The organism is Puia sp. (assembly GCF_036500295.1).
GTDB lineage: Bacteria > Bacteroidota > Bacteroidia > Chitinophagales > Chitinophagaceae > Puia.
The window spans coordinates 189907-203609 of record NZ_DASYCH010000042.1 but is presented as its reverse complement, the minus strand read 5'-3'; the positions used below and the strand labels follow the sequence as shown (position 1 = coordinate 203609).

General features: G+C 52.2%; 14 protein-coding genes. 6 read left to right on the top strand and 8 right to left on the bottom strand.

All coding sequences use genetic code 11. The annotated features are described in order from the left end of the window. Positions 1–84 precede the first annotated feature (84 nt). Entirely contained in the window at positions 85–543 is a 459-nt protein-coding gene (locus VGM48_RS08660) for a MauE/DoxX family redox-associated membrane protein (RefSeq protein WP_331578068.1), read from the bottom strand. Positions 544–817: 274 nt separating this feature from the next. On the opposite strand from VGM48_RS08660, the gene VGM48_RS08655 reads away from it, so the two are divergent. Next, positions 818–1336 (top strand): CAP domain-containing protein, encoded by a 519-nt coding sequence (locus VGM48_RS08655; RefSeq protein ID WP_331578066.1) that lies wholly within the window; start codon positions 818–820, stop codon positions 1334–1336. A 55-nt stretch (positions 1337–1391) separates the two neighbouring features. Here the strand turns inward: VGM48_RS08655 and ytxJ are convergent, their stop codons facing one another. Both ytxJ and VGM48_RS08645 read right to left on the bottom strand, forming a co-directional pair. Next, complete coding sequence (ytxJ, locus tag VGM48_RS08650) at positions 1392–1724, bottom strand: bacillithiol system redox-active protein YtxJ (RefSeq protein WP_331578064.1); 333 nt, start codon at positions 1722–1724, stop codon at positions 1392–1394. A gap of 113 nt (positions 1725–1837) precedes the next feature. Continuing rightward, positions 1838–1963 (bottom strand): hypothetical protein, encoded by a 126-nt coding sequence (locus tag VGM48_RS08645; protein WP_331578062.1) that lies wholly within the window; start codon positions 1961–1963, stop codon positions 1838–1840. A gap of 268 nt (positions 1964–2231) precedes the next feature. Between VGM48_RS08645 and VGM48_RS08640 the strand changes: the two genes are divergently transcribed. From VGM48_RS08640 to VGM48_RS08625, 4 genes are read left to right on the top strand one after another with little or no spacing between them, the layout of a single operon-like run. Further along, positions 2232–3587: a UDP-N-acetylmuramate--L-alanine ligase gene (locus VGM48_RS08640; protein WP_331578060.1), complete on the top strand. Its 1356-nt coding sequence runs from the start codon at positions 2232–2234 to the stop codon at positions 3585–3587. Between the two features lie 21 nt (positions 3588–3608). Continuing rightward, positions 3609–4376 carry a 3'-5' exonuclease gene (locus tag VGM48_RS08635; protein ID WP_331578058.1) on the top strand — a complete coding sequence of 256 codons (768 nt, stop codon included), beginning with the start codon at positions 3609–3611 and terminating at the stop codon, positions 4374–4376. 56 nt (positions 4377–4432) lie between these two features. After that, entirely contained in the window at positions 4433–5224 is a 792-nt protein-coding gene (locus tag VGM48_RS08630) for a polyprenol monophosphomannose synthase (RefSeq protein WP_331578056.1), read from the top strand. A 2-nt stretch (positions 5225–5226) separates the two neighbouring features. Beyond that, a complete protein-coding gene (locus tag VGM48_RS08625) occupies positions 5227–6114 on the top strand; it encodes a DMT family transporter (RefSeq protein WP_331578054.1) in 888 nt (295 codons plus the stop codon). On the opposite strand, the gene VGM48_RS08620 is transcribed toward VGM48_RS08625, so the two are convergent. The 5 genes from VGM48_RS08620 to VGM48_RS08600 all read right to left on the bottom strand — a co-directional run bounded on the left by VGM48_RS08620 (position 6090) and on the right by VGM48_RS08600 (position 10449). Then, positions 6090–6809, bottom strand: a complete 720-nt coding sequence (locus VGM48_RS08620) for a hypothetical protein (RefSeq protein ID WP_331578052.1) — start codon at positions 6807–6809, stop codon at positions 6090–6092. The genes VGM48_RS08625 and VGM48_RS08620 overlap by 25 nt on opposite strands. A 108-nt stretch (positions 6810–6917) precedes the next feature. Next, the gene (locus VGM48_RS08615) at positions 6918–8231 is read right to left on the bottom strand and encodes a dihydrolipoamide acetyltransferase family protein (protein ID WP_331578050.1); all 1314 of its coding nucleotides are present in this window, start codon (positions 8229–8231) and stop codon (positions 6918–6920) included. A gap of 71 nt (positions 8232–8302) precedes the next feature. Further along, on the bottom strand, positions 8303–9562 hold the full coding sequence (locus VGM48_RS08610) for a CinA family nicotinamide mononucleotide deamidase-related protein (protein ID WP_331578049.1): 1260 nt from the start codon (positions 9560–9562) through the stop codon (positions 8303–8305). Then, positions 9555–9992: a thioesterase family protein gene (locus VGM48_RS08605; protein WP_331578048.1), complete on the bottom strand. Its 438-nt coding sequence runs from the start codon at positions 9990–9992 to the stop codon at positions 9555–9557. Before VGM48_RS08605 ends, VGM48_RS08610 begins: the two co-directional genes overlap by 8 nt. 34 nt (positions 9993–10026) lie before the next feature. Then, on the bottom strand, positions 10027–10449 hold the full coding sequence (locus tag VGM48_RS08600) for a DoxX family protein (RefSeq protein ID WP_331578046.1): 423 nt from the start codon (positions 10447–10449) through the stop codon (positions 10027–10029). A 205-nt stretch (positions 10450–10654) separates the two neighbouring features. Between VGM48_RS08600 and VGM48_RS08595 the strand changes: the two genes are divergently transcribed. Then, positions 10655–13693 carry a tetratricopeptide repeat protein gene (locus tag VGM48_RS08595; RefSeq protein WP_331578044.1) on the top strand — a complete coding sequence of 1013 codons (3039 nt, stop codon included), beginning with the start codon at positions 10655–10657 and terminating at the stop codon, positions 13691–13693. Positions 13694–13703: the final 10 nt, after the last annotated feature.

Sequence of the window (13703 nt, the reverse complement as noted above, 5' to 3'; positions counted from 1 at the left end):
TGCAATCCCAATGAGGCTTTGTGGCAAAGGCGGCGCAGACGCTGAAGACGATAGCAAGACACATGATAGACCATTTGATCTTTTTCATACGAAACTGTTTTGTTTGTTGGTGATTGATATGTTTGTGAAGCGCTTCCTGGTTTGAATGACGACCCCCACTATCGATATTGCCACAAAGAATAGGTTTAAGATGAGATGCTGCGTCCAGGTGAGGCGTTTGATCACGCCGCCACAGGAGCATGGTACATAAGGGAAGAAATGCATGAGAACGATGCCGGTGTAGATGGTGAAAAGACCCATCACGACAAGGGCGCCATAGAAGCCTAACAGTCTTGTACGTTCGAAGATGAGACTAACGGAGATGCCTATCTCCATCAGCGGAATGAACCAAACCAAAAAAGGCGTCCAGGAGTCGGGCAGGGGCTGATTGTTCATCTCCTTGTAGAAGGTGTGAAAATCAAGGAATTTACTTAGACTTGCGTAGACAAAAAGCAGTATCAGTAGGGCCGAGACACACTCCAGCAATACCTGTCGCTTGAACATAGTTAAATTGGTTTGGACACAAGACCTTGCTTATGGCAACATTATTAAAGGTAATCATGAGCGGATAGGGAGAAAGCATTGTACGGGTCGGATAAAACCGAAGGAGGATAAAAAAAGGAACAGGTTATTGTCAGTTAAATATCGGGAAAAAATATTAGAGTAGCAATATCGATCAATTTATTTTCCGGTTTAACTTTTTCCTGCAAGCGGCGTTAGAATTTTTCCAGGTCTTTAACGTTATTCACGTAGTTCTATTATTCATAAACGAAAAAATATGCACCGTAACTCCTTGTTCGTAATCTTTCTTTCATCTTTCGTCCTTAGTGGGTATTCCCAAAACACAAAATCGATATATAAGGACGACAGCTTTATTTCGGCTATACTACAGCAACATAATACGTATCGGCAAGCCTTGCAGTTGCCTGATCTCGTCTGGTCACCGGCGCTTGCGGCCGATGCGCTGGCGTGGGGACAGCACCTGGCTTCTATTGACAAAGGTCAACATGACATGGCTATACGCGGAAAAGAGGGTGAGAATTTATGGTGGGGAACAGCGGATGCATTTGGTTATGCCGATATGGTTGCGATGTGGGGAAATGAGAAGAGTAATTTCCGATATGGAGCATTCCCCGATGTGAGTACAAGTAAGTCTGCCATGGTCGGACATTATACTCAAATTGTTTGGAAGAATACGACATCCGTCGGTTGCGCATTGGTCGGCAATGGCAAGACCGATTTTCTTGTCTGTCGTTATTCTATTCCGGGGAATGTGGTCGGGCAAAAGCCCTACTGAGCCGCCAGAGAGATCCACGGAGGGCTTTTAAATAATTGATAGTCAATCTGTTTTGCTAGGCTGCGGCGGCGTCGAGGATCTCATCCATCGTGATACCCAGATGGCTTTCGTCATAGACGCATTCTCCGTCCCGGATGAGCAGGACCTGGGGGGATTCGTGCTCTATGAAGAACGTCTCTGATATCTTGTTGGAAACGGGCCTGTTGCCGATCAGGTCGAGATAATAGAAGTCGATGGTTTCGGGCTGTCTGGCCCGTTCGAGGCGGCCTTTTACCAGGGCGCTGGTGGCGCAACGGGTACTGTGTTTGAAGATGAGTTGGGGGCGGAGGGCTGATCTTTGCCTGATCTCTTCCAACTGGGCTTCGGTGTGCAGGGTGATCCAATTCATAAGCCAATATAACATCCGTCAATAAAAAAAGGTTATCAATAGATAACCTTTACAAAAATATTTTTTCCGGAGGGGAGGGGCGTAGCGTCCTACAAAGGAACTTTGTGGGTCGACTAGCGATATCCTACATAGCCCTGGCTCATCTTACAACCGCTGCGGGAAGAACCTGTCGTGGCACAGGAGGTAAAAGCGGAGGCAACAGCCATGGCCATAACTAAAATTAAAATTGTCTTTCTCATTTTTGTGGTATTTAAGATTGAAACGATAAATTGCCTGGTTGAATTCGGAATGTGGACCAGGTAATTCAAAGGAATGGGGACGGATCGAACCACAGGCTTAACCGGAAGACCGGCATTGCACAACAAGATGAACCAAGGGTTCAGCGGCCGAAGGCCAGGACTTGAAATTTAAGGGGAGATTTTCGAAAGGATAGAGAAAGAATTCGCAAATGATCTGGCACAAAATAAAAACAAAAAATCGATATTCGCAAGCCCTAAGGGATTAATTATGAAAGTTCATTTTATCGCTATTGGCGGAAGTGTGATGCATCAGCTGGCTATTGCCTTGAGCCGCAAGGGCTATGAAGTTACGGGCAGCGATGACGAGATCTTTGAGCCGGCCCGGACCAACCTGGAAAAGGAGGGTGTCCTGCCGGCCACCACGGGGTGGGAACCGGCCCGGATCCGACCGGGGCTGGATGCGGTGATCCTGGGAATGCATGCCAAGGGGGACAACCCGGAGCTACAGCGGGCCCTGGAACTGGCCCTGCCGATCTACTCCTTTCCGGAATATATCTACCGGGAGAGCCGGGACAAGCGGCGGGTGGTGATCGGCGGGAGCCATGGGAAAACGACAACGACCGCAATGATCATGAATGTGCTTGCCGCGGCCGGAAAAGACTTTGATTATCTGGTCGGAGCCCGGCTGGAGGGCTTCCCTCAGTCGGTCAATATCACCCATGCCCCGGTAATCGTCTGTGAGGGGGATGAATACCCGGCCAGTGCCCTGGAGAGAAGGCCCAAGTTTCATTTCCTGTTTCCCCATATTGCCGTGGTCACGGGGATCGCCTGGGACCATATCAATGTCTTTCCGACCTTTGATAATTATCTTGAACAGTTTCGGATCTTTATCGGCATGATCGAACCGGGTGGTGTCCTTATTTACAACGCGACCGATCCCGTGCTGAAAAAGCTGGTTGAGGAACATCCGTCGACTGTCAGGAAGATGGGCTACGGAATTCCCGCGTACCGGATCGAAAACGGCATAACGCTTGCTACGCTGGAAGGTCAATCCGGATCGTTAAAGGTGTTCGGTGAGCATAACCTTTTGAATATGCATGCGGCGTTCCTGGTTGCCAAAGAGTTAGGACTTGATGCGGCGGGTTTTTTACGTGGGATGGCGGCATTTCCGGGGGCGGCCAAGCGGCTGGAATTGATCGGCAAAAAGGAGGGGGTAAGTATCTACCGGGATTTTGCACATGCGCCGTCGAAAGTGAAGGCGACGATCCAGGCCGTCAAGACCCAATTTCCGGAACGGGAGCTGATCGCGGTGCTGGAACTGCATACTTACAGCAGTCTGAACGAGCAGTTCCTGTCGGAGTACAAAGGGGCGCTGGATCCGGCGGACAAGGCGGTGGTCTTTTATTCCCGGCATGCGCTCGAATTGAAACGAATGCCCCTGTTGCCGGAGGAAAAAGTGATCGCAGGGTTTGGAAAGCCGGGGCTCGTCGTGTTGCAGGAAAAGGAAGAATTACGGGACTGGCTGATGGAACAGTCTTACAAAAATGCTAATTTGCTTTTAATGAGCTCTGGTAATTATGACGGTTTGGATGTGATGGAGTTGTCCAGCCGGATTACGCAGTAGTAGTTTTTTTAATATTATCGAATGCTACAACTTACTCAACCCTTAGCGATCATTGATCTGGAGACGACGGGGATCAATCTTGGAACGGACCGGATCGTAGAAATCGCCATTGTGAAGATCATGCCGGATGGAAAGCAAATGGTGAAGCGGAAACTTATCAATCCGGAGATGCCTATTTCAAGCACCTCGAGGGACATTCATGGGATCACCAATGAGATGGTAAAGGACGCGCCCACGTTCAGACAGGTGGCAAATGAATTGAAGCAGTTTCTTGACCATTGCGACCTGGGCGGATATAACTCCAATCGATTCGATATCCCGATGCTTGTCGAGGAATTTCTGCGCATCGGTATGGAGTTTGACGGCAAGGGCCGGAAGCTGTTGGATGTTCAAAAGATATTTCATATGATGGAGCAAAGGACGCTGAGTGCCGCGTACCGGTTCTATTGTCAAAAGGAGTTGGAAGGGGCGCATGGCGCGGAGGCGGATGCGTCGGCTACCTGGGAGGTGCTGGCCGCACAGGTAATAAAATATCCCCAATTGGGAACAAATATCGATACGATCCTTAAATGTATCGGTGAAGAGCCGGTTGTGGATTTTGCACGGCGTTTTGTGTTGGAGAATGGAGTGGAAGTCTTTAATTTCGGTAAGCATAAGGGCAGATCGGTGGCCGAGATCCTGAAGGCGGAGCCGCAATATTATGATTGGATGATGAAAGGCGATTTCCCGCTTCACACTAAGCAGAAGTTAACGGAAATCTTTAACAGGACAATGTTAAAAAAGGGTTAGCGGGATCGCCCGGGACCGAAAATTTGTAACTTTGTATCTTAACTATAATCAGGCAGTTGGAAAAGATCGTCATCATACCTACTTATAACGAACGTGAAAATGTCGCCGCTATCCTGGAAGCGATCTTTCAGTTGGGCCTGGGTTTTCACGTGCTGGTTATAGACGATAGCTCCCCGGATGGGACTGCCCAGATCGTCCGGGGGTTGCAAGGTAAATATCCGAGTCAGCTTTTCCTGGAGGAACGTCAGGGTAAACTGGGGCTTGGGACGGCTTATATTTATGGTTTCAAATGGGCGGTGAGGAACAATTATGCATTCATTTTCGAGATGGATGCCGACTTCTCCCACAACCCGAAGGATCTGATCCGGCTTTATGATGCCTGTAAATACCAGGGGTCCGATGTGGCCGTCGGTTCCCGATATGTAAAAGGTGGCGGCAATATCAACTGGCCGAAGGACCGTATCCTGCTTTCGCGGGGCGGCTCCATCTATACCCGGCTGATCACCTGGATGCCGGTGCAGGATCCTACGGCGGGTTTTGTTTGCTACCGGAAGGAGGTGCTGGAGACGATCAATCTGGATCAGATAAAGTTCGTGGGATATGCGTTTCAGATCGAAATGAAATTCGCGGCGTGGAAGCTGGGGTTCAAGATAAAGGAGGTGCCGATCATTTTCGAGGACCGCAAGTTCGGCGTCAGCAAGATGAATAAGGGAATCGTGAAGGAGGGTATTCTCGGGGTGCTTAATCTGCGCTGGCATTCGCTGTTCAAGAATTATCGTAACCGGGTTAAAAATGACGGGGTGGCTATGAATTCTTTCTCGAAAGAGGCTATCGCGGAATCTAAGTAATATTGAAAAAGGCTTTTATCCAGCTTCATGCGGCTGTTCTTCTCGCGGGGCTTACCGGGGTACTCGGCAGGCTTATTTCCCTCAATGCAGGTTTATTGGTTTGGTACCGGCTTTTGCTGACGGCTCCCTCCTTGTGGTTGCTGGCCTTGTTGCGTAAACAGTCGTTGCGCATCGACCGGCGGGACCTTTGGCGGATCTTCGGGATCGGCGGCATTGCGGCGCTGCACTGGGTCAGCTTTTATGCGAGTATCAAGTACTCCAATGTCTCGGTTGGGTTGCTTTGTTTTTCGGCGATCGGTTTTTTTACGGCGCTTGTAGAACCATTGTTGCTGAGACGCCGGGTGGACAAGGTAGAGCTGATGCTGGGGCTGCTGGTTATCGTGGGGATCTTTTTTATCTTCCAGGTGGACCCGCATTATAAGACGGGCATCCTCGTCGGGCTGGTCTCGGCACTGCTGGGCAGCCTGTTCCCGGTGCTGAACAAACGCGTCCTGGAGCGGGTGCCGGCGGAGACGGTGACGCTTTATGAACTGACCGGCGGTTTTGGATTCCTGACGCTGCTGATGCCCCTGTATCTTTATCTTTTTCCCGCGCCTTCGCTGGTCCCGACCCTGCCGGACTGGGGCTGGCTGCTGGTGCTTAGCTGGGCCTGTACCGTTCTTGCCTTCAATCTCTCGATGGCTGCCCTGCATAAGATCACCGCGTTTACGGTGAACCTGAGTTATAACCTCGAGCCCGTCTACGGGATACTGCTGGCCTTTCTGTTATTCCGGGAGGATAAATATATGGGAGGCGGCTTTTACATCGGGTTCTCCCTGATCCTTTTATCGATCGTCCTACAGACCCTGCGCCTTTTGCGGCGAGGTCAGGCTGCGCGGCCGCTGATATAGCGTACGAGGCTTCTTTTGGCGATGGGCAGCAGTGTCTCGTCCACGGGAAATTTCAATTCGGTTTCGATGGAGTAGACGGCGGGGTTGGGCATGCCGGCCTTCAGGCGGATAAGCTCGGCCTTTATATTCTCGTAGGTGTTGACGAGGTTTCGGGACCAGGTATCGATGTATTCGGTTCGGATGCTGCGATATTTCTCATCATGTTTCTCGAAAAAGCTAAGGCGGTATTGGTACACGCGGGTATCCGAGGCAATGCCGGTGCTCAGGAAAAAATAGCCTTCGACGCTGTCGAGGGGGACGAGCCCGACGGGGTAGATGACCAGTTTGTCTTCGACGAATTCATAGATCTCCGTGCCGTTGCTGATGGTATTGCGAATTTCCTGGGTGGCATAATTGATGATCTCTTCCAGTTCTTTCATGAGTTCATCGTCCTCGATCATCTGTTCATAGAGGACCTGTAATTTCTCTATCTGGATACCGGTGAGCTTTTTGGGGAATTGTTCCTGGAGGTATTTCTTGTTCTCGCGGAAGGCGGCCAGGTTGTTATAATGAAAGATGATGTCGGCCAGTTGCGGGTACAGCTTATTCTGATTGAAATGGCGGTGTATCTCCTGCAGATAGGCGAGTAGGGTGTATTTTTTTAGTTCGAAGTCGATGTATCCATCGGCGAACCAGGTTTCGGACAGCGTCTTCATGGATCTTCGTTTAATTCGGGTCATGACCGCCGGCGGCGGTCGTTTATTGAATTTACGAAAATCCTATGAGAAATGCAAGGGGTGGGGACCCCGCCGGACGCGATTCGGTTACAGTTCTCTATCGGGGGCAAAGTTCTCCAGTTCGCGCGCGACGGCCGAACAGAAGGTAGCTCCGAGGCTTCCGTCGATGATGCGGTGGTCGTAGGAAAGGGAGAGATACATCATGTGGCGGATAACGATGGCATCGCCTTCTGCCGTTTCGAGCACCATGGGACGTTTTTTGATGGCGCCCACGGCCAGGATCGCGGCCTGCGGCTGGTTGATGATGGGCGTACCCATGAGGCTGCCGAAGTTGCCGACATTGGTCAGGGTAAACGTGCCGCCCTGGGTGTCTTCAGGACGCAGTTTGTTCTGACGGGCGTTGTCGGCGAGGGTGTTTACCTGGCGGGCCAGGCCGGTGAGGTTGAGCTGGTCGGCGTTGCGGATAACGGGGACGATGAGGTTACCCGAGGGCAGGGCTGTAGCCATGCCGATATTGATATCCTTTTTTACGATGATCTTGTCGCCATCGACGGAACTGTTGATGAGCGGGTATTTCTTGATGCAGCGGATGACAGCTTCCATGAACAGCGGGGTGAAGGTGAGCTTTGTGTTCTCTCTTTTTTCGAACTCATTTTTCATTTTTTCGCGCCAGTGTACCAGGTGGGTGACGTCGGCTTCCGAGATGCTGGTGACGTGCGGGCTGGTGTGTACGCTGCGGACCATGTGGTCGGCGATGAGCCGGCGCATCCGGTCCATCTCGATGATCTCGACATTGCCGCTTTGGATGACCATCGGCGGCTGGGTGGCGATGGATTCGGAGGTCTGGCGGGCAGGCGTTTCCGTGCGAACGGGGGTAACATAGGAGCCGGACTTCCGGTCCGCGATATATTGAAGGATGTCTTTTTTGGTGACCCGGCCTTCGTTGCCGGTGCCGGGGATGGATTCGAGCTCGCTGAGGGGAACTCCTTCGTTGGCGGCTATATTGAGTACGAGGGGAGAATAGAACCGGGGGCCGCCGGGGTTGGCGGCTGCCGCGACCGGGCGGTGGACCTGTGCCGCGGGCTGGTGGGTTGTGGGTATGGCTTGTACGGGGGTAGCCGTAACGGTGGGCTGCGTGGAGGTTGCCGTGGCCGTACCATTGCTGGTGCGGATGCGGGCGATGACGGAGCCGATGGGTACTACGTCGTTGACCTGGTATAGAATCTCTTCCATGACGCCTTCGGTGATGGAAGGCACCTCGGAGTCCACCTTATCGGTGGCTATTTCCAAAACGGTCTCATCTTGCTTTACGGCATCGCCGGGTTGTTTGTGCCACTTCAGGATCGTGGCTTCCATGATGCTTTCACCCATTTTCGGCATTACCAGGTCAACAAGAGACATATAGCGTTGAATTAATGATTGACAAAGGTAGTTATTTTTCGATTTTCATGACGGGTGAAGGACGAGCGGGCCTATGAGGTGGGCGAATGTATGAATTTTCGCAACAGATTGAGGGCATTTGTTGCCGTTAATTCAATATTCCGGAGGCGGTCGAAGCGGAATGAGAATTTTTGGGCGAGAATATTTTGACGGTTTCCAACTGCGATCCAGACCGTTCCCACCGGTTTTTCCGGGGTACCGCCGTCGGGGCCCATGATCCCGGAGGTGGCGATGGCAAAGTCGGTGTTCAGCTGCTGTAGCGCGCCGCGGACCATTTCCCGTACCGTTGCTTCGCTGACGGCGCCGTTGGCGGCCAGGGTATCGGGGCTTACGGCCAGGGTATTTGTCTTTACCTCGTTGTCATAGCTGACCACGCTTCCTTTAAAGTAATGGCTGCTGCCGGGGATGGAGGTGATGAGGTGGGCAATGTAGCCGCCGGTGCAACTTTCGGCGGTTGCTAAGGTGTATCCGCCGGCTTTCAGGACGCGGCCCAGGGCTTCCTGGATGGAGATGTCCTCGTCGGTGACCATCCATTCGGCGACGAGGCCCCGGAGGGTGTCGAACTGTTGCTGCAGAAGGGATTCCAGTGCCGGCGCGTCTTCGCCCCGGATCGTGAGCCGGAGGCGTACCATTCCATAGTTTGGCAGATAGGCCAGCTTGATGGAGGCGGGCAAGGCTTCTTCGAAGGTCTTTATATGTTCGGCCAGGAAGGACTCGCCGATGCCGGCGGTCAGGAGGGTACGATGGGCGATGAAGGGCAGTTGGAAGCGCTGACGGAGGGCCGGGAGGACGTCGTCGGTCATCATCCCTTTCATTTCGTGGGGAACACCGGGCATCGACATGAAGATGCGGCCGTCTTTTTCGAACCACATGCCTGGAGCCGTTCCGCGCCGGTTTTGGATCACGGTGCAGGAATCGGGCACTTCGGCCTGTTGGAGGTTGCGTTCGATGACCGGTCGTTTGAGCATCCGTTCGAAGATCCATTTTACATTGGCCAGGGCTTTTTCGTCGACGACCATGCTGCCGCCAAAATACTTCAGGAGCAGGGATTTTGTGATATCGTCGGCGGTGGGGCCGAGGCCGCCGGTGATCAGGATGATGGAGGAGCGGCGGGACTCTTCGTCCAGGGCCTGCCAGATATCGTCCCAGACGTCGCCTACGGCAACGCGACGTGCGACCCAGATACCCTGTTTGTTCAGTTCCTGCGCCATCCAGGCGCTGTTTGTATCGATCACCTGGCCTATCAATAGTTCATCTCCGATGGTAATGATGCTGGCAACAACCTTATTCATTTTGTAAAGGTAAAGGATCCGCGGGGAACCAGGGCTTTAGCCGGTCTGCCATATCCGGTGGCATGTTTGTCTTTTCCATGGTTTTGGCGATGAGGAAGTACAACCGGACGAGGCCGGTGGTGAGCAGCTTGCCGCGCTGGTTGAAGACCTCCTGATGGAATTCGATGCGATGGTCGATGGGCCAGTCTTTCAGGGTTGTGCGGATGGTGAGCAGATCGTCATAATGGGCGGGGCGGAGGAATTTTGCGGTCCATTCGATGACGGGCATGATTATTCCAGTTGCTTCGAGGTCTTTGTAACTGAAGCCGAGCTGACGGATGGCTTCAACCCGGCCGACCTCGAAGTACTGGGCATAATTACCGTGATAGACAATGTTCATTTGATCGGTCTCGGCGTATCGGACCCTTACCTGGGTTTCACTTGTGTACATGAGATGTAGAGTTTGATGGGCCAACCATGGGGAATCACTTGCCCATTGCGGCGTCGATGCTGATGCGGCCGGGGCCAAGCAGCAGGATGGCGACGAATCCGGCTAGATAGAGCCAGGCCTGTTCGTGTACGTTGTTGTTCACCATACCGACATGACCTTTGTTTATGAGGAATTCGACGACGCAAAAAGTGATGACGAGGGCGAGAGCGGCGAACCGGGTGAAAAAACCCAGGACGAGCATCACGGTACAGACCAGTTCGGCGAAGATGACGAGGACCAACGAAATGCGATGACTGATGTGCAGGGGATCGGGGAACACCGATTCGAGATGGCCGAAATTCCTGATCTTATAGAGTCCATAATAATAGAAAAGGATCAGGCCGAAGATCGCGCGGATGGCCAGTGTGGCCACGTTGAATGCGGCATCGGAATAGGCGGTGGAGAAGAATTTTTTCATGTACGATTTGAATTTCGCGTGAAGATACGGTGGATGTGAGACTTATAAGGAAATGTTAATCCTTGCAGTTATCCACACGTGTTTGGAACGATGTTTGGTGAAAGGCAAAATAATTAGAAACTTAGCGCGTTAGGCCTGTCAGGACGGGCCACGGCCCGATGCGCCACGAGGTTTTGGATGGATGATAAAAATCAAATTTTTTCCAGTGAAGAATACCGCATTATCGCTGTTTGTCGTTTTCCTCGCTACTTCATCATATGCCCAGCAGACCCGTTATTATGACGACCCGCAGGCTGAATTCAGGCAGGGTAAGGAATTCTTCGAGCATGAGTTTTATAGTCTTGCCTATCCGATCTTCCGGGATCTGAAGTATTCGCTGCGCGAGACCGACAAGAGTAATAATGCCGTTGAATACCAGGATGTAAAATACTATTATCTGGTTTGTGCGCTGGAGCAGAACGACAAGATCGCGGTGGCTGCCGCGCAGGACTACATCGAGCTGGAGAACAATGCGCCGCGGGTGGGCATGATCAGCTTTCACCTGGCCGAGTATTATTTCCGGCAGAAGGACTATGCCAATGCGGTGAAGCTGTATGATCATGCGGACATCGAGAACCTCAGCAACCGGGAGATCGCCGATCTGAAATTTCATGAAGGGTACTGCTATTTTACGACCAAGCAATTCGACAATGCCCTGCCGCTGTTCAATGCGATCAGGCAGATGCCGAAGGACCCGAATTATATCGACGCCAATTATTATTACGGGTTCATCTGTTTTTACCAGCGGAAATACAACGATGCGCTGGAGGCCTTCAAGGTCGTCGAGAGTTCGCCCAACTATGAGAAGGTGGTGCCTTATTATGTTGCCAATATTTATCTTGTCCAGGGGCAGAAGGACAAGGCGATAGAATATGCGGAAGCCCATCTGAAGAAAGGGAATCAGTATTATGACGCCGAGCTGCGGCAACTGGTGGGGCATGGTTATTATGAGAAACAGGAGTTTGCAAAGGCCCTGCCTTTCCTGGAGCAATATGTCAATCAGTCGAAGAAGGTCAGCCGGGAAGACCTTTATGAGCTTTCTTACTGCTATTATCAGATGAAGGATTGGAATAAGGCGATCAGCGGGTTCAAGCAGCTGGGCGGCGCCGCCGATTCCATGTCGCAGAATGCGATGTATCTCCTTGGGGATGCTTATCTGCGTACGGGGCAGAAGGCCAATGCCCGGAATGCTTTTTTGTTCTGCAGCATGAACAGCAGCAATCCCAAACAGAAGGAAATATCGAAGTTCAACTATGCCAAACTATCTTACGAGCTGGGCTTTCAGGATGTGGCGCTGACCGAGCTGCAGGGATTCCTGCAGCAATATCCGAATTCCGAGTACAGCCGGGAGGGCCGTGAGCTGCTGGTGAGTGTGCTGGCGGGGACGAACAATTACCGGGATGCCCTTACGCTGCTGGACAGTCTGGATCATCCCTCGGAGAATGCGCGGCGACTGATCCCGCGGATCCTTTATGGCAGGGCGACCGAACTGGTGAATGATGGCATGTTGCTGAGCGCGAACGAGCTTTTGGACAAGGCGCTGAAGGATCCCAATAATACCAGTGTGTTGCCCTATATCCAGTTTTGGAAGGGGGAGATCGCCTACCGGATGAGTAAGATCGACGATGCGATCCGGTATTATATCGAGTATCTGAAGAGTCCTGTCACCAATGGCGAGGTAAATCCAACGAATGCCAATTATAACCTGGGATATTGTTTTTTGAAGAAGGAGAACTACCGCCAGGCGCAGGGGTTTTTTGAAAAGGTGGTCCGGACGCCCAGTCTGCGGTCTTCGCCGATGGAGCAGGACGCCTATGTCCGGGATGCGGACTGTTATTATATGAACCGGGATTACCGGACGGCGCTGGCGATGTATAATAAGGTACTTGATCTATCCTGGCCGGCCAGTGACTATGCGACGCTTCAGAAGGCGATGATCGCGGGGGTCAGCAATGGCAAGCAGAAGATCGATCTGTTGAATTCATTTGCCCGGCGTTATCCCACTTCGAGTCTGGCGGCGGATGTCAATATGGAGGTGGCCGGGACCTATCTTGCCGGCGAGCAGTATCGGGAAGCGCTGCCGTATCTGAAGAATGTGTTGCGTACCCAGGGTGCGGATGCGCTGAAGCCAAAGGCCTATCTGCAATCGGGGATCGCCTGGTATAACATGAACAATAACGCCGAGGCCCTGAAACAGTATGATTCGTTGCTGAAGCAGTATCCCAACTCGCCGGAGGCGCAGGAGGGGCTCGACAATGCCAAGACCATTTATGTGGAAGAGGGGCGGAGCAGCGAATATGTCAATTTTGCCAAGGGTATGGGTGTCGAGGTAAGCGCCAGCCAGGAAGATCAGCTGGCGTATGAGGAGGCGGAAGTACAATTCAACAATGGGAATTTCCCGGGCGCCATCCAGCGGTTCGAGTCCTATCTGGCGAAGTTCCCCGAGGGCAAATATTCGCTTGAGGCCAATTATTATAAGAGCGAGATCTATTTTTCGCAGAAGGATTGGGCGAAGGCGGTGGTTGGTTATGCCGTGGTGGGGGACCGGGCGCCGAACAAGTTTGGCGAGAAGTCCCTGCTGCAGGCTGCCACGCTGTATTTTTTCAACCTGAAGGATTATCCCAACGCGGAGAAATATTTCAGCAGGCTGAAGGATTTTGCTTCTTCCGAGGCCAATAAGATGGAGGCGATGCGGGGATTGTTGCGCAGCCAGTACCAGTTGCAGAAATGGCCCGAAGCCGTGGCAAATGCCAAGGACCTGCTTGGGCAGAAGGGGGTGAGCACGGATGATAAGGTGTTGGCCAATATGGCGATCGCCAAATCCTTCCAGGCGAACAATCAATGTGAGCAGGCTCTGCAGTATTTCCGCACGGCGGCCGGGCTGAGCAAGTCGGCATACAGCGCGGAAGCGCGATATCAGATAGCAGCCTGTCTTTTCAGTGCGAACCAACTGAAGGACGCCGAAAAGGCGGCCTTTGAGGTAGTGAATAAGTCGGGATCGTATGAGGAATGGGTGACGAAGGCGTATCTGCTGCTGGGCGATATCTATTTCGCGGAAAAGGATTTCTTTAATGCCAAGGCCACTTATCAAAGTATCATAGAGAATGCCAAGATCGAGGAGTTGCGGCTGAAGGCGCAGCAGAAACTCGCCCAGGTGACGGAGGAGGAGAAGAAGGGCAGCAAGGTAGACAGTGGCAGTAATTAGGCCGCAGGCA